General features: G+C 36.9%; 23 protein-coding genes. 6 read left to right on the top strand and 17 right to left on the bottom strand.

Going from position 1 to position 26910, the window contains the following annotated elements; all coding sequences use genetic code 11:
- Positions 1 to 351: 351 nt before the first annotated feature.
- From zupT to H9650_RS18395, 6 genes are all read right to left on the bottom strand, one after another.
- Positions 352 to 1161 carry a zinc transporter ZupT gene (gene zupT, locus H9650_RS18420; protein WP_144539479.1) on the bottom strand — a complete coding sequence of 270 codons (810 nt, stop codon included), beginning with the start codon at positions 1159 to 1161 and terminating at the stop codon, positions 352 to 354.
- Positions 1162 to 1244: 83 nt separating this feature from the next.
- The gene (locus tag H9650_RS18415) at positions 1245 to 1871 is read right to left on the bottom strand and encodes a uracil-DNA glycosylase (RefSeq protein ID WP_151113835.1); all 627 of its coding nucleotides are present in this window, start codon (positions 1869 to 1871) and stop codon (positions 1245 to 1247) included.
- A 70-nt stretch (positions 1872 to 1941) separates the two neighbouring features.
- Positions 1942 to 2559 (bottom strand): phosphatase PAP2 family protein, encoded by a 618-nt coding sequence (locus H9650_RS18410; RefSeq protein ID WP_144539477.1) that lies wholly within the window; start codon positions 2557 to 2559, stop codon positions 1942 to 1944.
- 257 nt (positions 2560 to 2816) lie between these two features.
- Positions 2817 to 3716, bottom strand: coding sequence for an NAD(P)/FAD-dependent oxidoreductase (locus H9650_RS18405; RefSeq protein WP_191697878.1), 900 nt, complete (start codon positions 3714 to 3716; stop codon positions 2817 to 2819).
- Between the two features lie 394 nt (positions 3717 to 4110).
- On the bottom strand, positions 4111 to 4953 hold the full coding sequence (locus H9650_RS18400; protein WP_154312180.1) for a DUF6612 family protein: 843 nt from the start codon (positions 4951 to 4953) through the stop codon (positions 4111 to 4113).
- Between the two features lie 76 nt (positions 4954 to 5029).
- Entirely contained in the window at positions 5030 to 6517 is a 1488-nt protein-coding gene (locus H9650_RS18395) for a peptide MFS transporter (protein ID WP_144539471.1), read from the bottom strand.
- Positions 6518 to 6651: 134 nt separating this feature from the next.
- On the opposite strand from H9650_RS18395, the gene H9650_RS18390 reads away from it, so the two are divergent.
- The gene (locus H9650_RS18390) at positions 6652 to 8370 is read left to right on the top strand and encodes an ABC transporter ATP-binding protein (RefSeq protein WP_151112403.1); all 1719 of its coding nucleotides are present in this window, start codon (positions 6652 to 6654) and stop codon (positions 8368 to 8370) included.
- 357 nt (positions 8371 to 8727) lie between these two features.
- On the opposite strand, the gene hflX is transcribed toward H9650_RS18390, so the two are convergent.
- From hflX to H9650_RS18375, 3 genes are all read right to left on the bottom strand, one after another.
- Positions 8728 to 9999 carry a GTPase HflX gene (hflX, locus tag H9650_RS18385; protein ID WP_191697877.1) on the bottom strand — a complete coding sequence of 424 codons (1272 nt, stop codon included), beginning with the start codon at positions 9997 to 9999 and terminating at the stop codon, positions 8728 to 8730.
- A gap of 12 nt (positions 10000 to 10011) precedes the next feature.
- Complete coding sequence (locus H9650_RS18380) at positions 10012 to 10758, bottom strand: VOC family protein (protein ID WP_154312178.1); 747 nt, start codon at positions 10756 to 10758, stop codon at positions 10012 to 10014.
- Positions 10759 to 10941: 183 nt separating this feature from the next.
- The gene (locus H9650_RS18375) at positions 10942 to 12579 is read right to left on the bottom strand and encodes an AMP-binding protein (protein ID WP_191697908.1); all 1638 of its coding nucleotides are present in this window, start codon (positions 12577 to 12579) and stop codon (positions 10942 to 10944) included.
- A gap of 166 nt (positions 12580 to 12745) precedes the next feature.
- Here H9650_RS18375 and H9650_RS18370 point away from each other — a divergent pair, with 166 nt between their 5' ends.
- Positions 12746 to 13915, top strand: coding sequence for a class I SAM-dependent methyltransferase (locus tag H9650_RS18370; RefSeq protein ID WP_154312176.1), 1170 nt, complete (start codon positions 12746 to 12748; stop codon positions 13913 to 13915).
- 26 nt (positions 13916 to 13941) lie between these two features.
- Entirely contained in the window at positions 13942 to 14208 is a 267-nt protein-coding gene (locus H9650_RS18365; protein ID WP_154312175.1) for a hypothetical protein, read from the top strand.
- Between the two features lie 240 nt (positions 14209 to 14448).
- Here the strand turns inward: H9650_RS18365 and H9650_RS18360 are convergent, their stop codons facing one another.
- The 7 genes from H9650_RS18360 to H9650_RS18330 form a co-directional block, all read right to left on the bottom strand.
- Entirely contained in the window at positions 14449 to 15741 is a 1293-nt protein-coding gene (locus H9650_RS18360; RefSeq protein ID WP_191697876.1) for an ABC transporter permease, read from the bottom strand.
- Positions 15731 to 16429 (bottom strand): ABC transporter ATP-binding protein, encoded by a 699-nt coding sequence (locus tag H9650_RS18355; protein WP_154312173.1) that lies wholly within the window; start codon positions 16427 to 16429, stop codon positions 15731 to 15733. The genes H9650_RS18360 and H9650_RS18355 overlap by 11 nt, the downstream gene beginning before the upstream one ends.
- Positions 16430 to 16797: 368 nt before the next feature.
- Positions 16798 to 17295, bottom strand: coding sequence for a PCYCGC motif-containing (lipo)protein (locus H9650_RS18350; RefSeq protein ID WP_151112393.1), 498 nt, complete (start codon positions 17293 to 17295; stop codon positions 16798 to 16800).
- An 11-nt stretch (positions 17296 to 17306) separates the two neighbouring features.
- A complete protein-coding gene (fumC, locus tag H9650_RS18345) occupies positions 17307 to 18683 on the bottom strand; it encodes a class II fumarate hydratase (protein ID WP_144539453.1) in 1377 nt (458 codons plus the stop codon).
- Positions 18684 to 18702: 19 nt separating this feature from the next.
- Positions 18703 to 19638: an HD-GYP domain-containing protein gene (locus tag H9650_RS18340; protein ID WP_191697875.1), complete on the bottom strand. Its 936-nt coding sequence runs from the start codon at positions 19636 to 19638 to the stop codon at positions 18703 to 18705.
- A 143-nt stretch (positions 19639 to 19781) separates the two neighbouring features.
- Positions 19782 to 21320 (bottom strand): flotillin family protein, encoded by a 1539-nt coding sequence (locus H9650_RS18335; RefSeq protein WP_154312386.1) that lies wholly within the window; start codon positions 21318 to 21320, stop codon positions 19782 to 19784.
- A gap of 21 nt (positions 21321 to 21341) precedes the next feature.
- Positions 21342 to 21854, bottom strand: a complete 513-nt coding sequence (locus H9650_RS18330; protein WP_144539449.1) for a hypothetical protein — start codon at positions 21852 to 21854, stop codon at positions 21342 to 21344.
- Between the two features lie 285 nt (positions 21855 to 22139).
- Between H9650_RS18330 and H9650_RS18325 the strand changes: the two genes are divergently transcribed.
- Positions 22140 to 22760, top strand: a complete 621-nt coding sequence (locus tag H9650_RS18325) for a DUF47 domain-containing protein (protein ID WP_144539447.1) — start codon at positions 22140 to 22142, stop codon at positions 22758 to 22760.
- Between the two features lie 11 nt (positions 22761 to 22771).
- Positions 22772 to 23770 carry an inorganic phosphate transporter gene (locus tag H9650_RS18320; protein ID WP_144539445.1) on the top strand — a complete coding sequence of 333 codons (999 nt, stop codon included), beginning with the start codon at positions 22772 to 22774 and terminating at the stop codon, positions 23768 to 23770.
- A gap of 39 nt (positions 23771 to 23809) precedes the next feature.
- On the opposite strand, the gene H9650_RS18315 is transcribed toward H9650_RS18320, so the two are convergent.
- Positions 23810 to 24442, bottom strand: coding sequence for a pentapeptide repeat-containing protein (locus tag H9650_RS18315; protein WP_144539443.1), 633 nt, complete (start codon positions 24440 to 24442; stop codon positions 23810 to 23812).
- A 154-nt stretch (positions 24443 to 24596) separates the two neighbouring features.
- On the opposite strand from H9650_RS18315, the gene H9650_RS18310 reads away from it, so the two are divergent.
- Positions 24597 to 26729, top strand: coding sequence for an MMPL family transporter (locus H9650_RS18310; RefSeq protein WP_154312171.1), 2133 nt, complete (start codon positions 24597 to 24599; stop codon positions 26727 to 26729).
- Positions 26730 to 26910 lie beyond the last annotated feature (181 nt).

Here is a 26910-nt window from a genome sequence, read left to right as displayed (position 1 = left end):
AATCAGCCATTAATTGTTCATGTTATTCCTGTGAATTTTTTTGGAGTTAATTTATCCATACTACTGTGCCGTGTTTGATTGAAGCGACAGGCGGCGACTCCTGCGGGAGGAAGGGAGACAGATAAGACATCGCATCCGACGCGTTAGCGACGGTGATGGCTTATCGCTCCCCCCGCGGAAAGCGTCCGACTAGAGCGGAAATCAACCTATAATTCATACATTCCCTGTTAAGGATATATTCATCTAACCATACAATTTATACTTTCTCGCATTTCTAAGTAACCGACAAGTAAAAGAGCTCAAAAAAGCATGCACTCCCCTCTTATTAAGGAGAATTGCACTGCCTTCTCTTTATGCCATTAACACTAAACTTAAAGCCATCACAAGCATCCCAGCCACTACTCCATACATAGAAGAATGAGTCTCATCGTATTTCTTAGCTGCTGGCAGTAGTTCATCCAATGATATAAACACCATGATACCTGCTACTGCTGCAAAAATTACTCCGAACATAATTCCATTTAAAAATGGCATCAATATTAAAAAGGCAACTAAAGCGCCTACTGGTTCTGCAAGCCCTGATAAAAACGACAATTTAAATGCTTTCATTCTACTGCCCGTAGCATAAAATATAGGAACAGCTACCGCAATCCCCTCTGGAATATTATGAATAGCTACCGCAATAGCAATTGCTATACCAAGATTAGGATCCTGTAATGCTGAAGCAAAAGTGGCAATCCCCTCTGGAAAATTATGAATACCAATAGCAAGTGCAGTGAACATACCCATTTTCATTAAACGAGCATCTTCTGCATTAGCTGGCTTGAGTTTCATATCCTCAACACTTTTTACTTCATGCGGATTTTCATGTGAAGGAATCAATCGGTCTATTAAGGCTATGAAAATCATTCCTCCAAAAAAACCAGCTAATGTAGCCCAATAGCCATTAGTAGATCCTAGTTCTTCTACTAAGGAGTCTTTTGCCTTAACGAAAATCTCCACGAGCGAAACATAGATCATTACTCCCGCTGAAAATCCAAGAGCTACAGATAAGAATTTTTTGTTTGTTCTACTAGTAAGTAAAGACAACAAACTCCCTATCCCAGTAGCAAGGCCAGCAAACAAAGTAAGTAATAATGCAAAAACTACATTTCCATCCATTGACCCATCTTCTTTCTCTCTAATATAAACTTATTATACTTAAAAAGTTTCCTTCAAGCAACTTTATTCAACACAAGAAGATATCATAATATTTGGCTTTTAATATATTCACCGATTTTTATCCAATCTTCTTCTAAAAAATCTCGATTAGATGGACGATAGAATACTGAAGCAGGATGATAGGTTGGGATAATGGTATAGGTTTCAGTGGACCACACAAATTCTGATGAGTTTAGCGACTGTAGAAATTGAACAGGCTTTTGTAGTAATTGCCCATGTAATTTAGAAACCGTTGCTTCTCTTCCTAGTAATCGCTGTAATCCTACATTTCCTAAAGTAACAATTAGTAAGGGTGAAATATTTGTTATTTCGTAGTCCAAAATAGGGGCATGTGCAATAATTTCTTTTTGAGTAGGCGGTCGATTATATTTTTTTCTTACTGCTTCTCCGTTTCTTTCCTTTTTCTCTCTCCAAACGAAGGGACGACTTCTTACGGCACTTGTCATATATACGTCTTCCCTTGTTAAACCTATACTGGCTAGGGATTTTTTCAATTCCTCACCTGCTCTTCCGATAAAAGGAATACCCTGAATGGCTTCATTTTCTCCAGGCGCCTCTCCAATTAGCATAAGAGTAGGCTTTCTTGGACCTTTCCCTTTTACAAAACCCTCAACCGGATAACCCTCTATTCTTTTTATGCATAAATCCATTAAATGGTTCGGTATCTCAAACAAAAAATTTCCTCCTTACAAAAAATCCCCTCCGTTAATTGGAAAGGATTTATAATTTATTCTTTTTACTTTTTCTGTTACGTTTTCTAAGCTCGTACCAAATAGCAACTAGTATAAACCATGTATACCCTGCCATCCACCCAGCAAACACGTCTGATGCATAGTGACGTGATTCCGCTATTCGCGAAAGACCTATCATAATGGTCATTAATATGGCTCCTGACCAAATAGTTAACGAAATTTTTTTGTTTGTCTGATGCTCAGTAGCTAAATAAGCAATTGTAAACAAATAGAGCAAGCCTACCATCGCATGTCCAGATGGAAAGCTAAACGTTTCTAATTGATTGGATACATCAGGACGTTCTCGCTGAATCACTTTTTTTAGTAGTTGGTTTAAAGCATTCCCTACCCCAACTGTAAACAAAACAAATAACATGCCACGATAATTATGAGATCGAATCCACAACAATAATATGATTAATAGTGCGATAAGCAATATAAATTTTGTATCTCCAAAATAGTGAAATGCCGTGATGAATTGACTGCCACCAAGTAGGTTAGACATTTTGTGGTCTAATGACACCACTTCATCTTTTGTAATGTTTAAATACAGCATTGCAAACCCTAGTAATGTAACAAGTCCAAGTGGATAGAACCATTTCTTCACAGTATCCCTCCTATTAGTTATAAAAATTATAAGCTAGATAACTTATAAGTACAAAGAATTAGAGAATTACAGTTTATAAAAATATGTAGTGAGCAATATAAAAGGACTTTTCTAGTCCCTTCATTCAATACCTAATGAAATAGGTAAATTATTATCTAACCTTGGAACAGACTATTCTATGTGATAAAACTTTATGAAGGATGGTCATGACTCATTTCAAGGCCATCCTTCATAAAGTTATATATGCTTTAAAATATTTAGAAACGCTCTTCTGTTAAATCTGTGTTAATAGATACTGCTGCTTTATTTCCATCTGCAGCCGCAATCATTAGTGATGAGGGAATAGGCTTTCTTGTTTCTCCAGCCACATAAACATTTTTTTGAGATGCACGACATCGAGGATCTGTCATTACCCTTCCCTTTTCATCTATTTCGCACCCTAATTTTTCTGCAAAATAATTTGGACGATAATATGTGGGCGCAACAAATCCCTGAGTTCTATTTATAATTTCTCCAGATTCTAACTTTACTCCCTTTAGATAACCCGCTTCTCCTATAAGCTCATCTATTTTCTCAATCTTTATTTCAATATTATGTTTAGCCAACTCTTGCATACCTTCGTGAGATAATTCTTTTCCATTGGTTAGAACCATCAAGTCATTTGACCAATTATAAATTAGCTTAACCATATGAAGAACGTGTTCTTCTTTCTCCGCTAAAATTAAAAGAGGCTTATCGCGCAATTCCCATCCATCACAATACGGACAGCTAAATAGACTTTTTCCATAAAAGCTTCGAATACTTTCAATTGTAAACATTTCTTGGATGCCAGTAGCTAGTAAGAGCTTCTCTGAAACGTATTCTTCATTATCTCTTGTTCTAACGATAAAATTACCTTCGTTTCCTTCTCTTCCAATTTCAATAATCGTTTTATTGAAATAAGAGACATTCGGATAGTTCTCTAGCTCTTTAAGTCCTATACCTTTGAATTCATGAGGTTTTATCCCATCCCGAGTGATAAATCCATGCGATTCATGGGTCACTCTGTTTCGATTTGTTCCATCGTCAAACAAGGCAACTTTTCTTCTTGCTCTTCCTAACGTTAAACCTGCACCCAGCCCCGCTGGACCGCCTCCAATAATAATACAATCATACATGCTTAGTGCCTCCTTACATTAGACCAGCAACCATCCAATTTGCTTTAAGTAATTTTCTTCATTAGTGTTCCCTATTTTTTTCTTTTACTAACATTACTTTTCTAAGTAAGTAATTAAAATATTCAAGCATACATGCAATATAATCTTTTTTTACAAAAAAACACGAGGAATTTCTCCTCGCGCTCAGTAGTTAAGTCTAACTGTTCTATACCTAATACAGTTAACAGATATGCTTCTGGAACAGGTAAACGATTTTTTTGCATTCTTTATCGCATTTAACTTGTGCACCAAAGTAGTTCTCTATTTCTTTATAAATTTATTACTAAACAAAAAGTCTGCATGTAATTGTCATATACCTAACAATTACATGCAGACTTGAAAAATTTAAATTAGATTAGATAGCTACAGCATTATCAATAACTTCTTGTGGAATCTCGATTTTATCGACTCCATTAAAGTTAGAGAAATCTGTCTTTAAATCTTGTTTCATATTAATAGACTCGCCTTCTGCTTCCATGTCCATATCTACAATTACATCGTATTTAGTAGTTTGGAAGCTTTCTTTATCAATATGAATTAAATAGTTAATTGAGTTAATTTTAACGTCTAGTTGAACATCTTCTCCAGCCTGTGCCATGCTTTGCATTGTTTCATCTATTTGTGCTTGTACTAAGTCGTTAAATTTGTCCCCTGATGCATCAAGTGTCAAAATATAATTTTTATCATCTTGCTCAAATTTAAAGTCTTTTAAATATTCTTCAATTTCAGCTAGTGAATTAGCAGGATTTGCAGAATTTGTTTGTGCCATGACGTCACCCATTGCTTCTTGTGGTAACTTCATCCACTGCTGCGTTGTTCCTTCATACATATACAAATCAGTATCATTGAAGTATATTTCTGTATCCATTGTTTCGTTCATAGAACCATCTTCAGACTTCATAGAAGTAGTTCCTTTTTGATAAATCTGCATAGGTTCTATTATTAAATTCATGTCCATAGCAGTGCTAATATCTACATTCATCTCTTCGCTCGGTATATGCATCTTTTGTGCTAAGTCTACTTTAGCAGAGACACTTTTCAATTCCTCAGACACTGCCATTGATTTGTTATACACTTCTTCTAAAGTCATCTCACTAGTTTCTTTTACGTTCTTGTTTGCTGGTGTGGCAGTTTCATTACACGCGGCTAAACCAAAAGTAAGTGTAGTAACTGCTAAAAGCGTTTTCCATTTTTTCACTTTATTCCCATCCCTTCTTTGTTTCACAACATAACTTACGAACAAATTAACGAAAGGTTTCACTTTTTAAGAAAAATTAACGAATACCGCGCATGTATTTTTGGATTAGTGGTGTCATTACATATAGGATTAACCCCAATCCTATCGCTATTGCACCAATTACTCCAAAGTACATAATCTCCGTTTCAGGCTTATACAATTTAACAACCTGAGCATTGATTGCTTGTGCCGAAGCATTTGTCATAAACCATAAGCTCATTGTTTGAGCAGCAAAGGCTGCCGGTGCTAGCTTTGTAGTTGCAGACAAACCAACAGGTGAAAGAAGTAATTCACCAAGTACTACTAAGAAGAAGCTTAGAACTAGCCACATCGGGTTAGCTAACGTATCAGTACCATTAAAGTAAGCAGGGAAAATCATCACAACAAAAGACAAACCTGCAAAGAATAATCCATATGCAAACTTACGAGGAGTAGACGGCTGTCTATTTCCAAGTTTCACCCATAGCCAAGCAAAGAGTGGAGCGAGTGCAATGATGAATAATGGATTCAACGATTGGAACCAGGCTGGTGAAATTTCAAAAGAGCCAAGTGTTAAATCTACTCGCTCATCAGCATATTGGGCTAAAATATTGGAACCCTGTTCTTGAATTGCCCAGAACATCATAGCTGCTACGAAAAGTGGAATATAAGCAAGTAAACGAGACTTTTCGTCTGCTGTTGACTTATCACTTCTATACATAACTATGAAGTATAGGGTTGGTATAAGAATACCCAATATGGAAATAGTCATTGTGAAAACATCAATCGTCATAATACCAGCTTGGATTAAATAGAAACCAAGGGCGGCAATAATCACAACACCTATTGCTAATCTAGTAAAGAATTTTTTCTTTCCTTCACTAGAAAGTGGGTTTGGTACATAAGAGCCTGCCAAACCTAAATATTTTTTCTTCGTAGTTAAAAAGACTACTAAACCTATTGCCATACCTACTGCCGCAAGTCCAAATCCTAAATGGAAATTGTACTCTAAACCAATTGTTCCTACGATTAATGGTGCAACGAACGCTCCCATGTTAATACCCATGTAGAACAAGCTGAATCCTGAGTCTCTACGAGCATCATCCGCTGAATACAAATCACCAACTATAGTAGAAATATTAGTTTTCAATAGACCTGTACCAATGATGATAAACGCCATCGATAAAAATAAGGTAGTTAATCCTCCAGGAAATGCCAGTATTATATGACCAATCATGATTAATACTCCGCCATAGAACACTGTTCTAGTAGTACCGAATAACCTATCAGCTATCCAACCACCGATAATCCCAGACATATATACTAATGAACCATAAACGGCCATAATAGAGTTAGCTGTTGATCGTTCTAGCCCTAAACCGCCTTGGGTCACTTCGTAGTACATATAATAGATTAAAATTGCTCTCATACCGTAGTATGAAAAACGCTCCCAGAACTCCGTGAAAAATAAGGATAGAAGACCCTTAGGTTGGCCAAAAAACCCTGTTTGAGGTACAGATTTTACTATTTCTTCTTTCGATAACATCTTATTACGCCTCGTTTCTACAAAAAATATAATTAAATATTCCCTAATTTTTCAAAAAAGAAACATTATAATATTTCGACAACTGAAATTATTAGTTATAATAGTCGTTATGACAATGAAAAGGGAGTTACGAGATGCTTAAAAAATTTTTTTCATTTTACAAACCACATAAACGATTATTTATTATTGATTTCAGCAGTGCCGTTTTTGTTGCAATTTTAGAACTAGCATTCCCAGTAGCTGTGCAATGGTTTATAGACGATCTTCTTCCTACCGGTAATTGGGCTACAATTGTTCGAGTTAGTATTGTGCTCTTATTCGTTTACATTATTAGTACCGTTCTCCAATATGTCGTGAGTTATTTGGGGCATAAGCTAGGTATTAATATTGAGACTGATATGAGACAAAAACTGTTTAACCACGTGCAACGACAATCATTTCGATTTTTTGATAACACCAAAACGGGCCACATTATGAGTAGAATCACAAATGACCTATTTGATATAGGAGAACTAGCACATCACGGACCAGAAGACCTATTTATCGCTATTATGACGATTATAGGGGCCTTCACTATTATGTTCAACATAAATCCTGAGCTGGCTGTTATCGCTATTATTATGGTTCCTTTTTTATCCATCGTTGCAACCTATGGAAATATAATGATGAATAAAGCATGGAAGAATATGTACGGCAAAATCGCTGACGTAAATGCAAGAGTGGAAGACAGCGTTTCCGGAGCCCGTGTGGTCCAATCCTTTACAAATGAAAATTTTGAAATTTCAAGATTCAAAGAGGACAATTCACAATTCCGATTAGCAAAGCTAGCAGCTTACAAAGTCATGGCAGGTACTCATTCTAGCATTTATATGATGACAAGGCTAGTAACTTTAGTTGTACTAGTAGTAGGAGCCTGGTTCTCTTACCAAGATTACATAACCTCTGGAGAGCTAGTAAGTTTTATTTTATATGTAAATGTACTAATTAAGCCAGTGGATAAAATTACCGCTTTATTGGAATTATATCCAAAAGGAATGGCTGGTTTTAAACGCTTCCTAGAATTAATAGAGCAAGAGCCAGAAATTGTAGACAAGCCAAATGCCCTTCAAGTTCAGCATTTAAAAGGAGATATTTCCTTTGACCATGTTAGCTTCCGATATGATGATCACCAATCTGTTTTAAAAGATATTAATCTATCTATTCAAGCTGGTGAAACAGTTGCGTTTGTAGGACCTTCTGGAGCAGGGAAAACAACCATTTGTTCCTTAATACCTAGATTTTATGATGTAAATGAAGGAGCAATTTCCATTGATGGACTAAATATTCAAGATTTGGCACTTCACTCCCTTCGTTCCCAAATTGGAATTGTACAGCAGGATGTCTTTTTGTTCACTGGCACCATTCGTGAAAATATCGCTTACGGCAAAAGAGACGCTACCGATGAGGAAATTCATAGTGCTGCTAAAAAAGCTCATTTAGAAAGCTTAATAGCTTCACTCCCTGATGGATATGACACGCAAATTGGTGAACGAGGTCTGAAGCTATCTGGGGGACAGAAGCAAAGACTTGCAATTGCTCGTATGTTTTTAAAGAATCCACCTATTCTCATTTTGGATGAAGCAACATCCGCTCTCGACACAGAAACAGAGAAAATTATACAACAATCCTTAATGGAACTCGCAGAAAATCGAACTACACTTATAATTGCCCACCGTTTGGCAACAATTCGTGATGCAGATCGGGTAATTGTAGTGACAGAAGAAGGAATTGCCGAGGATGGCTCATATAATGAGCTTGTGGCTAAAGATGGAATATTCGCTAGACTTCATAATATACAATTTCAACAAATTTAGTTTATTTGAGCAGAACATAACTTAATGTTATGTTCTGCTTTTTTATGGATTGACTTGATAATAAACACATATAACTGTTAGTATATTTTTTCTCAAAAGTAATGAATGTCTACTTTAAACAGCTTTAAATCTAAAAACAAATGCATGTTGGAGCGACGGTGACTCCAGCGGGAGGAGGGAGACAGATCAGCCATCACAAACGACGCGCTAGCGACGGTGATGGCTAATCGCTCCCCCGCGGAATGCGTCCGCCTAGAGCGGAAATCACTTAGTAATTGTTTACTCATTTATATAAATGGGAATTAATATATTTTCTTCCCTTTCAAAAAAGCTGCCAGTTATGGCAGCTTTTCCTTTTTATAATTGATATACATATTCTTCAAAGCGATTATAATCTGATTTTTTGAGCTCTACATGGACTAAGGTCCCTTCTTCCTCATAGGAGGTAGATTTGACCGAAGCGTTCTCATTTAGATAGGAGACAATATCTCCACGGTCAAAGGGTATTAACAAGTTACATTGAACGTAGTCTGAGAAAATATATTTCTTAATAATCTCTAGCAGCTCATCTAGACCTTTTCCCTCTTTGGCAGATATCCAAATATTATCTCCTGATATATATGGATACTTCAACTCTGCCAAGTCTGATTTGTTATAAACATAGATAGTTGGTACGTCCTCCACCCCGACATCCAGTAAGGTATGATTTGTAACATCCATCATATATCGGTGTTCCTCGTTCGATACATCCACTACATGAAGCAATAGATTTGCATCTCTTGCCTCCTCCAAAGTTGAACGGAAGGCTTTTACTAGATGATGGGGTAATTTGCTGACAAACCCAACTGTGTCAGTGAGTAAAAATTCTTTTTGATCCGATAATTTTATTTGTCTCACGGATGTTTCCAAAGTAGCAAACAGCATATCTTTTTCAAAAACTTGTTTAGATTGCTCTTGCCCAACTTTATTTAATAGCTGATTCATGATAGTCGACTTTCCAGCATTAGTATAACCGACTAAGGAAACTACTGGAATATTGTTTTTCTTACGTTGCTTTCTTTGTGTTTCCCGCTGGTCCTTAATTAGTTCTAATTCTTTTTTTAGCTTCGATATTTGGTCTTCAATTTTACGACGATCCAGTTCTAGCTTGGTTTCACCAGCACCACGGTTCTTGAATCCTCCACCAGTTCCTCCACCTTGACGACCAAGAGACGCCCTAAGACCAACTAATCGCGGAAGCATATATTGAAGCTGTGCAAGCTCTACCTGCATTTGTGCTTCATTAGACTTTGCACGTCGAGCAAAAATATCCAAAATCAGCATGGTACGATCTATTACCTTGCATTCTAAATCCCGTTCTAAATTTCTAATTTGAGATGGAGAAAGCTCATCATTAAAAATGACTAAGTTAGCATCCATTGCGTCAAAAAGATTTTTAATCTCCTCTACCTTTCCTGTTCCTACATAATGGGAGGATGTAACTCGTTCTAGATTTTGCGTCATTTCACCGACTACTTCCACATTTAAAGCTTCGGCTAAGTTATAAAGCTCCTCTAGTTCATAATCAAAATGCTCGTCCTTTTGTAGCTTTACTGCCACTACTATGGCTTTTTCCACTAACTCTTCCATTCAAAATCCTCCTCATAATTTAAAACGATATTCTCCTTGTTCGTAAATAATAGCTTCTTGTCTGGAGTCGCCTTTGATTTGCACACGTATTAGCCTTTCTTTTGTTCCATCTTCAAGTTGTTTAAATACTAATTTCGTATTTGGTAGCAATAGTGTTTGATCATCATATTGCTCTACATTCAAGTATTTTTCCCATTTTTTTATTATTTCCCTAGGTTTTTTAACATGAAACTCACAACTTTCAATGGACAGCTGAAGATTGCTTTCCACAATTGTTCCATCTTTTTTTAGCAACTCATACCTATCCTCATCTGTTTCCTGCCATTCAATGAAAAAAGGCATTGGTAATTGGTCGCTTACTTCCTCTCGGATAAACAGCATCTTCCATTTACGTACAAATCCACTGGTTGTCTTTCTCTCAGCATATAAGACTCCGGAGGTTTCTATACCTTTCTCTTCAAGTTCTTGTTTCAATACGTCAATTTTAGATGTCCGAATGCAAATGGTCCCAAATCCCGGACTTTTCTTTAAATCATGTAACATCAAACTGATTAAAGGATGATCTGTATTTTGAGCAATATGCTCATCTTCAATTGACAGCCATTCTATATAACTATTTTTTGTATAAAGAAGCGCATTATACGTTCCCCAGTTTATATGTTGCCCTCCAACTACAGCATGAAGCCCTTGCTGTTGCCAATCCTCAGCTATTTCTAATGGATTTTTTTCTACAAAATGAACTATATGGTCTAGATACATGCTTTCACCTCTTATCCTAAAATTATGTTCCATTTCCTTCATTTTAGTATACAGTAAAACAGAAAAAAGCACCGATTGTAATCTCGGTGCTTAAAGAGTAAACAATCTCTTAATATAAGGATGCTCTATGTCGCTTTTGTTAAGCTTTATACTTTTTTGTCGATTTCCCAGGAAATAAACCTTTTATACCTCCACTCTCTTTTTCGACATTTCTCTGAGCAGAAACTTTTGAATTTTCCCAGAAGCGGTCATTGGGTATGCATCAATGAATTCAATGTACTTCGGTATTTTATGATAAGATATTTTCCCCTTACAATATTCCCTTAAAGCCTCCGGAGTAAGATTTTCACCAGACTTTAAAATAACCCATGCCATAAGTTCCTCACCATATTTTTGGTCTGGGACTCCTACTACCTGTACATCTTGTATAGATGGGTGCTGATAAAGAAATTCCTCTACTTCTTTAGGATAGATATTTTCACCACCTCGAATTACCATATCTTTAATTCTACCCGTTATGTCGATATAACCCTCATCATCCATTACCGCAATGTCACCAGTGTGCAGCCACCCATTGTCATCAATTGTCGAATTTGTAGCCTCTTCATTTTTGTAATAGCCCTGCATGACTAAATATCCTCTTGTGCAGAGCTCGCCAGGCACTCCTGCGGGGATATCTTCTCCAGTTGCTGGGTCAATAATTTTCACTTCTACTCCCGGATGAGCCTTACCAACCGAAGATACGCGTTTTTCAATTGCATCGTCTGTTTTAGTTTGCGTAATAACTGGAGATGTTTCGGTTTGTCCGTAAGCAATGGTTATTTCGGAAGCACCCATGTCTTCTATCACTTTTTTCATGACCTCAATTGGACAAATCGAGCCAGCCATGATTCCAGTACGTAAGGAAGACAGATCAAATTGTTTAAAATCTGGGTGGTTTAACTCCGCTATGAACATCGTAGGTACTCCGTGCAAGGCAGTGCATTTCTCATCCTGTACCATTTTCAATACTTTCCCTGCATCAAACTGTTCAATTATAACCATCGTTGTGCCATGCGTTACCGAAGCAATCGTACCCATTACACATCCAAAGCAATGAAAGAAAGGAACAGGAATACATAAACGATCATGTTCTGTAAGATGTATGTAGTCCCCAACGAGTTGACCGTTATTAACAATGTTTTTATGGGACAGCATTACTCCCTTTGGAAATCCAGTAGTACCGGATGTATATTGAATATTAATCACGTCATCGTTGTGAAGCGCTTCCAAATACTCATCTAAAGCCTCATCAGACACTTTATTTGCAAATGCAACAAACTCTGACCATTTATATATCCCTGGATAGTCATTTTCACTCATTACGATTACTCTCTTAAAATGAGGGAGCTTTTCAGATTGGATGTTTCCTTTTTTAGACGTAATAATTTCAGGACAAATTGCTCGAATAATATCGAGATAAGAAGTAGATTTAAAGGATTCACATAAAATAAGGGTAGTAGAATCAGATTGCTGCAAGAGATATTCAAGTTCTTTCTCCTGATAGTTAGTATTGACGGTTACTAAAACGGCTCCCATTTTGCCAGTGGCAAATTGGCTTAGTAGCCACTCTCTTTTATTGTCTGACCAAATGGCTATATGTTCCCCTTTTTGAATACCCATTCCAATGAAGGCTTTTGCAAGCTCATCTGTTTCAGCATCAAACTCTTTATACGTTTTACGAATCCCATGCTCTGGGTACACATAGGCCTCTCTATTAGGAAACAAACTCGCTGCTTCCTTAACAATCTCTCCAATCGTTTTTTCATTTAACAAACCAATCTCCCCTTTCGATTGACTACTTATTATTTATATTATCATAAAATTCTGATAGTATAAAAGAGTATTAAGTGTTTTCTCTCGTCTCATAAAGGAACTTCTTTACCTACGTAATATCTCGTTGTGATACACTATTTTCAAGTATCTTACGAAAAAGAAGGCGATATTAATGGAATTCCTAGAAATGAAAGAAAAGGTATTAGACCAAATTTTATCTAAACAGCTTATTCAGGCGACTGTTAGTCAACCAAGGGCTAAATCAAATGAAATTAAACGTGTAAAATTAAAACCTATTGAGATAAAAAATATGTATCATATCCAATTAGAATACCAGTACGAACGTATTTTAAAGCACGAAAATATTCTATTAGAAGAGTTTCCTGCTATATGGGAGAAGTTACTGGAGGATTTCCGTCAATTCCATGCTGATTTTCTTGAGGAAAAGCTTCAAATACAACTCTCTAAGAAAAATAAAGTTATGTTTAAAGCTGAAAAAACAGCTTCTGTTAAACAAGTGAATTTGTCTCATAACCGCAAAAAAAATTATTTGTTAGACGAGCACACACCTTATCCTTTTTTAATTCGTTTAGGGGTACAAACTGCTGAAGGAAAAGTGAAAAAACAAAAGTATGATAAATTTAAACAAATTAATCGCTTTATTGAATTCATTGATGATACTCTTGTTTACTTACCAAAGGATAAAACGGTTAGAATCCTCGATTTTGGCTCTGGTAAATCCTATTTAACGTTTGCGCTATACCACTACTTAAAAATTGAAAAGGGCTTAGACATTCGCGTCACCGGGCTTGACTTGAAGAAGGAAGTCATTGAGGAATGTTCGCAAATAGCTAAAGACTTAAACTATGATCAGCTTGAATTTTTAGTAGGAGATATAAATGATTACAACGAAGAAACTGCCGTAGATATGGTTGTCACCTTACATGCCTGTGATGTAGCGACAGATATGGCACTAGCGCGTGCAGTCAAATGGAATGCGAGTGTCATATTAAGTGTTCCTTGTTGTCAGCACGAATTGAACAAACAGCTCGAAGCACCTAATTTAGATATCATGTTGAAGCATGGTCTCATTAAAGAACGCTTTTCAGCACTAGCAACAGATTCTATTCGAGCGGAAATCTTAAATATGGTAGGATATGAAGCTCAATTAGTGGAATTTATAGATTTAGAAAACACACCAAAGAATATTTTAATACGTGCTTATAGAACAGGACATAAGCCAACCTCTAAACAAATGGAAGCCTATCAACAATTTAAACAGATGCTAAATGCTCAGCCATTTTTAGAAAATGAATTAAAGGAATACTTGAAGACGAACTAACCACTTCATTTCAAGGAGAGAAAATAGTGAAAGATCCTACTTACCAAAAAGTTGCCTATGGCATCGTTATGGCTATTGCGGTGATTATTGTCCATTTCTTAAATGTAAGAATTTATCCACTCCACCCGATTCTTTCTTTTGTCATGGCCATTTTAATAATATACGCAGGCATTACAGCAGTTAAAAAATCAGGGAAATTTGAACAGACGATTTCAAGAATGAGATATAATTTATTAAATATGATTGTAGTATTTGTACTATTCATCGCATATTTTACTATTGCCGCATCCTAACACGAAATGCGCAAGCGCCTATGTTTGCCCCGACAAGCAAATGGGGGAAAGCAAGGTGGCTGCTCTTCGGCCACCGCTGCTTTACTCCATTTGACCTCGAGGGGCAAGGCGCTGGAGCTAGACAAACACGAAATGCGCAAGCGCCTATGTTTGCCCCGACAAGCAAATGGGGGAACGTGCTGGAACTGGAACAAAAAAGTGAACAGATACCGTAAAGGTATCTGTTCACTCTTTTTTGTCTTATAGTTCTTGTCTCAAAGCTTGAATTACGTCAATTTTAGTTGCTTTCTTAGCTGGTCTCCAGCCGGAAATCATTGCTACGCCTATACTTATGAAAGAAGCAATTGCAACAAGCTGCCAAGGAATTAATGAAAAAGTAAGTGCCATGCCCTCAATACTCTCTTCCTCTAATGCCATTCCAACTACGATTGGCAGTACCCAATTTGCTAAAAAGCTTACTGCATAAGAGATAATGACCGCCAGCACAGTCCCTATAATTCCAATCCATGCACTTTCCATCAGGAAAAGGCGTCTAACTAGTTTAGGACTTGCTCCTATTGCTTTCATAACACCAATTTCTCTTGTTCTCTCCGTTACTGCCATTGTCATAGTATTGAAGATACCAATAGATGAAATTAAAACTGCGATTGTACCGATAAATATAAGACCTATTTTAAATACCATGAAAAACACGTCTAACTGCTCTAGCTGTTCAGATACAGAGTAAACGCTGTAACCCATTTCTTTTAACTCTTCCGTCACTGCTTTCACATGCTCTAGGCTTGCCGTATAAATGGTAGTTCTAGTATATAAAAAGTTCTCTGGTATCTCTCCAACATTCGTTTTATATGCTGCTACTAACTCGTCCATCCAACTATTGTCTATAAGTATATTTTGGTCCACTATCCAGTCTCTTGCTGGTTGAGCTGCAACCCCTACAATCGTAAACGTCCATTGCTCTGGGAATAATTCCTCTTGATCATATGGCTGTAAGGATAAGGTGACTTCCTTGCCTAGAATGGAGCCCTCATATCCTTTGGGCATATCCCCTTCTTCTCCTCCCTTTTCTTCCCACGTTAATCGCTCTTGTTCGGTCCATAAATTTTCTGCAAAATGATAACCAACTACAATTTCCTTATCATTTGTAGGCATTCTACCTTCAGATAGTTTAAGATTTGATTTTTTTTCTTCCTCAAAGTCTGTCATCAGGGCATTCCCGTATATTGTTCTATCATCTAGTTGAAACAAGTTTTGCGTTTCTATACTGGTTCTTTGAACAACTGCACCAATAGACTCTATATTTTTTATTTCCTCATAGTCAATGCCATCTTCCTTTTCATATACCTCTATCTCCGTGATAGCTTGGTCTTGAAGAATTTCAGTACGCATCATATCCTGTACCCCAAACCCAATTGATGCTAACACGATTAAAAATGCGCACCCCATTGTCGCTGCAAGTACAGTCATAAATACTCTTAGTTTATTTTTCTTAATATGCTGGCTCACAAATTCTAATTGATCTTTAAATAACATGAGACATGTCCTCCTTTTTTAACTCTCCATCGTGCATCTTAAATTTACGGTGGGCAATACTTGCAACTTCATCGTCATGTGTAATAATGACAAAAGTTACCCCCATAGTCTGATTTAAGTCCTGGATGAGCATCAGAATGTCTTGCTCTGTTTCTGAATCCAGGCTACCTGTTGGTTCATCTGCCAATAAAATAGGCGGGTTGGTTATCAAGGCACGAGCAATACTTACTCGTTGCTGCTGACCACCGGACAACTCATTAGGATAATGATCAGACACAGATTCCAACCCAACCTTTTTCATAAGTTGGAGGACACTGACTTTGCGTTTTTTAGGTGATACTCCCTTCAGCTTTAAAGGAAGCTCAATATTTTCGAAAGCAGTCAATCCCGGCATAAGTTGAAAGCTTTGAAAGATAAAGCCAAAATTGTTTAAACGAAATTCTGCTCTTTCTGTTTCATTTAATGCCGCCGTTTCTTGCCCATTAATAATAATGGATCCTTGTTCTGGACTCATAAATCCTGCTATTGTGTTTAATAAGGTAGATTTACCAGAACCACTCTTTCCTACAACCGCTACTATTTCTCCCTCTTGCACATTAAAGGTTAGCCCTTTTAGTACCGGTACTTTCTTTTCCTTTCCTTTCTTTCCTATTAAAAATGTATGATTAACGTTATTTACGTGTATCATGCCTATTCCCCTTTCTAATTTTGCTATACACTCATTCTAGCCAGCCTTTCTTAACATTTAAGAAGGATAAAGATGAAGAATTTCTTAAGATTGTATATAACTTTATGTAGATAGGGTATTTTCGACACAATCCCATGTCACTTATAAGCAAATAACAGATAGTAACGATAAAGTAATGGCCATCTGATTCTGTGTTGTGGTGAAACCGACCGATTGTTAGAAAAGTAATACCGCATCAACAAGCAAATACTCACTCTTCTCATTTTCAGGAGACTTTCAGACATAAGTCTTTAAGGGGAGCAATATGCTAAAAGTAGACAAAAAAACTGCTCCTATCTCACTGTTAATGAGATAGGAGCAGTACTATTTTAAGATGGCATAGGTGTGTCTGTTGGTTTTGCATAGCCTTCTTTATATGCTTCGTCTATCGCTGCGCGAATTTCAGTAAGTGACTTACCTTCTTGAACCATTTTGATAGACGTAACGGCTGTTTCTAAACAAGCGGCACAGCGTGTACCATGGTCATCCCAGACTACTTCGCCATTTTCTTTAATTTCATCGACGAAACAGTTGAAATTGCTTTTATGGCCAGCACTATCGCCACATCCGCAGTAGCAAGGCATCCATTTAAGGACATCATTTGCTTTTGCAGCTGCCTGATAGATTAGTTGCATATCTTCAGATTGTTCATTCAAAAACTCTGGAAGCACGTCTGTAGACGACGTGGTTTCTTGAATATCGCCGTTATCTAAATGAGTCACATGGTCGTGCTCCATGTGTTCTTTCTCTTCTTTACTCTCTTCTTTTTGACTGCATGCGGCAAGAACCAATATAGAACAACATAATATAAATAGAATTTTTTTCATATTAACCTCGATTAAATCATTTTTTCTGGTCGTACAATTTCATCAAACTTGTCAGCAGTTAAAAGCTCTAGCTCAATTGCTGCTTCTTTTAAAGTAGTGCCATTTTTGTGGGCATGCTTAGCAATTTTCGCAGCATTCTCATATCCAATGTATGGATTTAAAGCAGTTACAAGCATCAAAGAATTGTTTACGTGATGTTTAATTGTTTCTAAGTTCGGTTCGATTCCAACTGCACAGTTGTTATTAAAGCTAATGATTGCATCACTTAATAATCGCACAGATTGTAGGAAATTGTGAATGATTACAGGTTTAAATACATTTAACTGGTAGTTACCTTGACTCGCCGCAAAACTGATGGATGTATCATTCCCCATAACTTGAGCAACAACCATAGTCATCGCTTCACTTTGAGTTGGGTTAACTTTACCAGGCATAATAGAGCTTCCTGGTTCATTTTCAGGAATTGAGATTTCCCCAATACCAGAACGGGGACCACTTGCAAGTAAGCGGACATCATTAGCAATTTTCATTAGGTCCGCTGCAAGAGCCTTAACTGCACCATGTACATAAACAACATCGTCATAGCTTGTTAAAGCGTGGAATTTATTTTTTGCTGATGTAAATTCAATTCCTAGTGCCTTGGATATTTCGGCTGCCACTAGGTCACCAAAACCTTTTGGGGCGTTCAAGCCAGTACCTACCGCTGTCCCTCCAACAGCAAGCTCTTTCATATCTGCCACAGCTGTTGTAATCATTTTAGAAGATTTCTCTAGCATTCTGTGCCAGCCACTAAATTCTTGACCGAGGGAAAGAGGTGTTGCATCTTGTAAATGTGTACGTCCAATTTTAACAATATCCATGAACTGTTCAGATTTTTTACCTAACGTCTCTTGTAGAACATCAATTGCAGGTAAAAGATCTTTTTCGACAGCAAGAACACCTGCAATATGAAGTGCAGTTGGGAATGTATCATTTGAGCTTTGTGATTTGTTTACATCATCATTAGGGTGAAGTCTCTCTTCACTACCTTTTTCTTCTAATAGTTGATTGCCTCGATTGGCAATAACTTCGTTAACGTTCATATTAGACTGTGTACCACTACCAGTTTGCCAAACAACTAATGGGAAGTGATTGTCTAATTTTCCTGCAAGTATTTCATCGGCTGCTGCTGCTATAGCATCTTTCTTTACTTCTGATAAATTACCAAGAGAGTGGCTAACGATTGCTGCAGATTTTTTTAATAGAGCTAGTCCATGTACGACACCAATCGGCATTTTTTCTGTGCCAATTTTAAAGTTTTCTTTAGATCTTTGTGTTTGTGCTCCCCAAAGACTGTCTTGTGGAACTTTAATTTCTCCCATAGAATCATGCTCAATACGATAAGACATTTTTTCTCGCTCCTTTTCTTTACCATTGATTATTGTGTTCTTCTAACATTTTAAGAAATTCATCTAGAACCTTTGGGTTAAATTGAGTTCCCCTACCATCCTTCATTTCCTGAATGGCTTTTTCAAAGGTCATTGCACCCCGATAGACCCGGTTTGTTGTCATTGCATCAAACGCATCTACAACCGAAACTATAGATGATTCCAAGGAAATTTCATTACCCAGCAGTCCATAGGGATACCCTTTTCCATCATACCTCTCATGATGCTCTTCGACAATAAAAGCAGCTTCACGAATACGTGGAATTTCATGATTTCTCATTATTTCTGCCCCTAATGTCGTATGCATTTTTATAATTTTCCATTCTTCCTCTGTAAGCTTTCCAGCCTTATTAAGGATTTCAATGGGAATTGCTAATTTGCCTATATCATGAAAATAGGAGCCTAAACTTAATCGATCCACCCCGTCACCATTTGGCATCATTCTTTTCCAAAGCTCGATGGAGTAATCTCTAATTCTTGCACAATGGTGATAAGTATATCCATCCACCTCCTGAATGCGCAGAGCATCTCGATGAATTATACTTCTTTCTGAAAAATTTCTTTCAAAATAGTCAGATGTCATTTCGATTAAAATCTCAACTATATCCTTTGCATGACATGTTATGAGTGCATCATAAAATTTTGGTTCAATTACATCACCAGGGCTCAAAATTACTTGTTCGTCACACCAATTTATTTTTAATCTACCAGTTATGATAGTATATTTCTCTATATAATTCTTAGTATTATTTTGTTTACAGTATATCCATGAGGTACTTGCAGACGTCAGTGTATAAAGGGCATATGAAATATTATTAGAACTACCAATATAAGTAGTAACCGTTTTGTCTGTGATTACTTGTGGTAGACTTTGCTTTTCTTTAATATCTTGAAGTTGCTCTCTTGTAAGTATCATTATTCCTCCGGAGTCCAACAAAATTCGACATTCTTAACCTCAATTATACAATTAGTTACCTACAAAGGAAATATATACATAAAAAAAAGAAGGTTCTCCAGTCATGGAGAACCTTCTTTTAAATACTAATATTGTTAGAAATATTATTTAACTTCTTGAACTTCACGTACTTCCTGTTCATCCTTGGATTTTTTTACTTCCTGAGTTAATTGCTCAATGCTTGGGCGAATATTTCCTTTCCCCGCATAACTCTCGAGCATCTCCTTCACATCGATTCCGGAGGAAGCCTTTAAAGTTTCTTGAAGTGTAGACATCAAATTAGTAGCGTAAGAGGTAACCTTGTTAGCACCGCCGCCTTCTCCACCACCAGTGTCTACTACAGTTATTTTATCAATATTCGAAAGTGGGCTAGCAATTTGTTTTGCATATTCAGGCAACATATCTACAACCATATCTAAAACTGCGGCCTGACCGTACAGATCAAACGCTTCAGCAATTTTTCGTTTTGCTTCCGCCTCTGCAAGACCTTTAAGTCGAATAATATCTGCCTCAGACTCCCCTTGTGCACGCTGAGCGTCTGCTTTAGCTAAACCATCCAAACGAACTTTTTCCGCATCTGCTTTTGCCTTTGCTTCAATTCGATATTTTTCTGCATCGGCTTCGGCAATTTCACGTGATTTGGATGCAGCTGCATTTTGTTCGATAGCATAGCGATCTGCATCCGCTTTTTTCTTAACCTCTGAATCATATTGCTTTTCACGACGTAGTATCTCTTTTTCTTCCAACTCAATTTGCTTTTGACGTTCGATAATTTGAATTTGCATTTCCTGCTCGGTTACTTCCTGCTTAGACCTAGCTGTTTCTAATTCGTAGGCTTGGTCTGCACGTGCCTTCGCAATATCTTGCTCACGTCTATATTCAGCAACCTTTAACTGGTTGTCTTTTTCCGCCTCAGCTATTTCTGTCGCTCGCTCAATTTCTGCCTTTTGAGCATCCTTGGAAGCCTCCGCTCGCTTGATGCGCGTTTCTTTTTCTGCTTCAGCTGTTGCGATATCCGCATCACGCTTAACTTGTGCAATTCTTGGTTTCCCTAGTGAATCCAGGTATCCATTCTTATCGCGAACATCTTTAATCGTAAATGAAACAATGATTAATCCCATTTTCGCTAAATCTTGTGAAGCTACCCGTTGTACTTCCTGAGAGAACTTATCTCTATTTTTGTAAATTTCTTCTACTGTCATAGACCCTAGAATAGAACGTAAATGACCTTCTAGTACTTCTTTTGCTTCATTTTCTCTATCCTGCTTTGATTTCCCTAAAAACTGCTCAGCTGCTGTAGCAATTTCTGAAATTGAACCGCCAATCTTTATAATAGCTGTCCCGTCGGCCATAACCGGAACTCCTTGTTCAGTATAAACTTCTGGGGTGGTTACTTCCAATTTGCTTGATAAAAGACTAAGTGGCTCGCCTTGCTGGAATACTGGAAATACAAATGTACCTCCACCGCGAATAATTTTAATGCGATTACCCGAATCATCTGTATGGACGTTTTTCGAACCCAAATAGCTGCCTGTAACTATTAGTGCCTCATCTGGCCCAACTGTTCTATATTTTGTTACGTAGACTGCCAACATTATTAATAGAACAAATACAACTACTCCTATAACTATTAACATTTCCATTCCCACTATAATTCCCCCTTTTTATTTTATAAAAGGCACATATTCTTTGACTAAAAAAGTGCCATCTTTCACTTCAATTATTAAAACCTGTTTATCATAATTTATTTCTTCATTGTCAAAACCTGTTGCTCTTTTTGCAATTAAACCGTTAACTGTCTCAATAATGATTTCACCATACCCATTTGAGGGTATAGGAACAATAACCTTTGCGACTTGCCCTTGTAAAGATTCGTTTGTATAGGCTGTGGATACTTCTGCAGAAGCAAGGGGTAAAAGGACAAAAAAGTAAAGCAAAAAGGTTAAAAGGACTGATATGACAACAGAAACAGCGATTATTACAATTTCACTCCAATTAGTTAGCTTCATAAGAATGAATCCAGCAGCACAAATAAATAATAGGAAGGAGAGTACCGTTGTCGGATTAAAAAATCCCATTTCCAAGCCATCTATTGCATCTGCAAATAACACATAAAGAATAGTAAGAAGACCAATTACAATTAAGCCGTATAAGAAAATTTGATCTATTTTTCTCACCCCTTTACCAGTTTATTGATTGCTTACTAGTTATACGTATCTAATACAAAGAAGTTTCAAAATTTAACAATAATTGATTGATTATTTTTACAAGTTATTACCGTCAAAGTTCGTCAAAATTAGGCTTTTTCGCCTTTTATTCCCCCTTTATCTACACTGAAATGTTACAGAATTGTAAATTTCGCAAATTTCAAGTAAAAAGTGTGTAGATTTTGCATTTTTTTTGGTATGCTATTTGAGGTAAATTCATAGCAACAATACATTCTCAAAGTCTAGGAGGCTTTTATGATTAGTTCAAAAAAACCAGATCCTTTTTTCTTGTCCCTGTTAAAAATTGCAGAAAATGTACGTGAAGCCACTCATTACGCAGATGATTTCCGTATTAATAATGCTTCAGATTTAAAAGAAATTAGCTTACACCTTAAGAATTACGAAACAGCTGGGGATACATTAATTCATGAATTAATCGTTATGTTGAACAAATCCTTCATGACACCGATTGAACGTGAAGATATTCTGGAATTAGCAATCCGAATGGACGATATTTTAGATGGAATCGACAATTTCACTGCGCATCTGGAGATGTTTACTTTAGTTGAAATCGATGATTCAATGCGTACCTTCTTAGGGTATATCGTTAAGAGTACTGACGAAATTGTTAAAGCGATGGAGCTTTTAGCTCAGAAAAAATTACTTAAAATGCATGAGCATTCCATTCTCATTAAAGATTATGAGCGCAAATGTGATGAGGTACTTCGCTCTTCCATTAAGCAATTGTTCTTAAACGAAAAAAATCCAATTCGCATTATTCAATTTAAAGATATATATGAACAATTAGAAGATATCGCAGATTATTGTCAAAACGTAGCTAATACGCTTGAAACAATTATTATGCGTAACGCGTAGGAGTTTCAGTAATGGATACTATTTTTATACTAACAATACTAGTTGTATTTTTTGCACTTGCCTTTGATTTTATTAATGGTTTCCATGATACCGCAAACGCAATTGCTACTTCAGTTTCTACGAGAGCTTTAAAGCCTAGAGTTGCTGTTTTAATGGCAGCTATTATGAATTTTGTAGGAGCTTTAACTTTTACAGGAGTTGCTAAAACAATTACAAAAGATATAGTCGATCCTTTTACTCTTCAAAACGGATCGTTAATCATTTTAGCGGCTCTACTTTCAGCGATTATTTGGAACTTAGTTACTTGGTATTATGGAATTCCATCTAGTTCGTCCCATACTTTAATAGGTTCTATTGCTGGAGCAGCTATTTCTGCTGCTGGGTTTGGGGTTTTGAACTATAATGGTTTTACCAATATCTTAATCGCATTAGTTTTATCCCCATTCCTTGCTTTAGCAATCGGATTTTTAATGATGTCTCTATTTAAAGTCATTTTTAAAAAGGGAAGCTTGTATGGGACAAACAAAAGATTTCGGATTTTTCAAATTGGTACAGCGGCATTACAATCGTTTACTCATGGTACAAATGATGCCCAAAAAGCAATGGGTATTATAACAATGGCTCTAATTGCTGCCCAATGGCAGGCTACAGATGATATCCAACTTTGGGTTCGTATTGCTGCAGCAACCGCAATGGGTCTTGGTACTTCTATCGGAGGATACAAAATCATCAAAACAGTTGGTGGTAAAATCATGAAGATTCGTCCTATTAACGGGGCGGCAGCTGACTTATCATCTGCTATGATTATTTTTGGTGCAACAACTATTCATTTGCCAGTGTCTACAACACACGTTATTTCATCCGCTATTATGGGGGTTGGAGCAGCACAACGTGTGAAAGGCGTTAAATGGGGAGTTGCTAAAAAAATTGTATTAACTTGGATTATCACTTTACCTATTTCTGCTCTAGTAGCAGCTATCATCTTCCAAATCTTAAATTTATTCTTTTAAATAATTAAAACCTCGTAATTGAATACGAGGTTTTTTCTTTTACTCTTTTATGATTACTCCTAACGATTTGGCAAAGCCTATCGCTTGCTCCATGGACACAGTGCATCCCTTAAGGTCCTCCATTGATACTATTAGATTTTCATAAGTTGAGGTACTTAAGTCAATTCCATTCAATGAGGTATCTGTAAAGTTTGCCTCGTTTAGTTCACAGTTTTCTAGCTCTACCTGTTGAAAGGTTGAATCTACAAAATCTGCATGATTCAATATGCACTTAGTAAAAGACACCTTTTTTAACTTAGAAAAACTTAAATTTAAGTAGTTTGCGAGGTTCTCCACCAGCCTGACATCTGTTAGTCTGCCGTCAGTAATGTTAGCTCCAAAAAGCTTACACTCGATAAATTCCACTCTGTGGAATAGTGCTTGGTCCATTACTACATTAGATAGATCACACTTTTCAAAAATACAATCAATAAACTCTACCTGGTAAAAATGTAAGCTCTCAAATGATGCTTGCTGGAAATGAATTTGATCAAAAACGACTCTTTCCTCCCACTCGGTAATCCCCTCCAGTGAGCTAATAGTTCCGTTAGATATATAGTAATCCTCCTCTAAAGCATCTTTTATGTTAATAGCCTCTAATTCTTCTCTACATTTTGGAGCTGTAATTTTCAAGGTTACTCCTCCTTCAAAAGTTTACTCTTATCATAGCATTATATTAGCAGTTGAACTTACTTTCTATTACAATAAAAAGGAAACTCTACCACTTTGATCTTACTGTTTAAATTGTAAGCTATATATTATTTGGCTTTACCTAAGGAGGAAATATATGAAGTTTTTAGCTAACCTAGTGACACGTCACTATAAAGTCACTTTGGGAATATGGATCATCCTGTTTGCCGCTCTCGCCTTTTTTGCCCTACGTCTTCCGGGTTTATTGGAGGGCGACGGTTTTAATATGGATGGAGAACATCAGAAAGTAATGGATGAGCTTACGGAAACCTTTGACCTTCCAGCAGAGACGCTCTTTGTTGTATTTGAAAAAACATCGGAACAACAAATCGAGGAAACGTTAAATGATATAGAAGATTTGAAGATTGTAAAGGACATTCAATCACCATTAGAGGATCCTTCTCTACATAAGGAAAATGTATCCTATGCAATGCTGCATTTTAACAATGATACTGAAAGTATGTCTGAAGTAGTAGATGAAATTCGTCAATCTATCGGCAACCAAGAGGGCATCACCTTAACCGGTGCAGCTGCCATCAATAAAGATATTAATACCGCAAGTCAAAAGGATTTAGCTAGTGCCGAAGCCATAGGTCTTCCAATTGCCCTAGTCGTTCTGCTCCTTGCATTTGGAAGTGTAGTAGCTGCTTTGGTTCCAATTGCTATTGGTATTGTAACGGTAGTTTCCGCACTTGGAGTCCTGACATTCTTTGGTGGATCCCTAGACTTATCTATTTTCGTTTTGAACATAGTCCCAATGCTAGGGCTAGCACTTAGTATTGATTTTGCATTATTGCTCATCAATCGTTATAAGGAAGAGCTCGCCGAAAATTCTGTTATAGAAGCAGTACAAATTTCTGTAAAAACAGCGGGTCGCTCTATTATTTTTTCTGCTCTTTGTGTATTTATTGGCTTAGGAGCAATGTTTGTTTTAGAAGTAGAAATCTTTCAAAATATTGCTCTTGGTGGAATGTTAGTTGTTGCTTTAGCAGTTTTAGGCTCGATTACACTCCTACCTGCCTTACTCATGGTATTAGGGGAGCGCATCAATAAATGGACCCTTCTTCGTGTGAAGCCTGGTGCTACTACTAAATGGAGAAATTTTGCCTCCTTCGTTATGAAGCGACCGGTCACCTTAATAATTGTTGCTTTGGTATTGCTAGGAATTGGTATAATTCCAGTTAAAGAGATGACGTTAACAATTCCATCTGTCGATTCTCTTCCAGAGGACTATGATTCGCGACAAGCGTATGAATTGATGGAGGATGAGTTTGATATGGGGGACCAGTCTACGATTTATGTAATTGCTGATCGTCCAGATGGTTGGGAAAGTACAGATGGACTAAATTCTATTAAGGATTTAGAAAAGCAATTGTTGAACGATCCTGATGTAAAATCGGTAGATACGATTTTCACAGCCAGTGAGATATCGACAGTCGAACAATGGGAGCAAAGCATGACGGTTCCTGAAGTTTCTAGTCAGCTTACTCCACTAGTAGAGACATTTATACAAGAAAACAAATTAATGATTCCTGTCACATTAGGGCTTAATGGCTCATCCGATGAAGCACAGGATTGGGCAAGGGAATGGGCCGACAAAGATATTGGTACAGATATTTTAATAGGCGGTCAACCGAAGTTCAACCAAGAAATATTCGATGAAATATTTGATAAGGTTGGGATTCTCCTAGCGATAATACTTGGCTCTACCTTTGTCATATTAACTGTTGCATTCCGTTCAGTGCTAATTCCTTTAAAAGCTATCATCATGAATGTTATTGGTTTGGCTTCGACGTTTGGCATACTGGTTTATATATTTCAATATGGTCATTTTGGTTTAGAGGAAACGACTATTGCTTTAATTATTCCGGTAATTGTCTTCAGTCTAGTGTTTGGGCTAAGTATGGATTATGAGGTATTCTTGATATCACGCATTCAAGAGGAGTACTTGAAGCATCACAACAATACTAAGGCAACAGTAGATGGATTGACCTCTACTAGCAAAATTATTACCTCTGCTGCATTAATCATGATTGTCATTACTGGAGCATTTGCCTTCACAGAAGTAATGCCTGTTAAGCAAATCGGTATCGGTATAGCTATTGCAGTGGCTATAGATGCTTCCATCATACGCTTGCTTCTAGTACCAAGCCTGATGAAGCTCTTTGGTAATTGGAACTGGTGGTTGCCTTTTAGAAAAGGACCTTACAAAGCAAAGAACTTTCATTAAGTTGTAGTTACAAACTAATAGTAAAACATCATGGTTTAAGTGAATGATGCAATTGCCATTTCTTAAATAAACACGAAACAATAAAAAAAGCCTAGTAGATATTCGGCACTGACTAACGTTTTTGAGACAGGAATAAAACACCCTATTATGCAGCCGATTGACGGTATTGAACCGGCGATTG

The organism is Psychrobacillus faecigallinarum, from assembly GCF_014836595.1.
GTDB lineage: Bacteria > Bacillota > Bacilli > Bacillales_A > Planococcaceae > Psychrobacillus > Psychrobacillus faecigallinarum.
The sequence above is the reverse complement of the archived record's forward strand: the minus strand, read 5'-3'. Positions and strand labels throughout refer to the sequence as shown.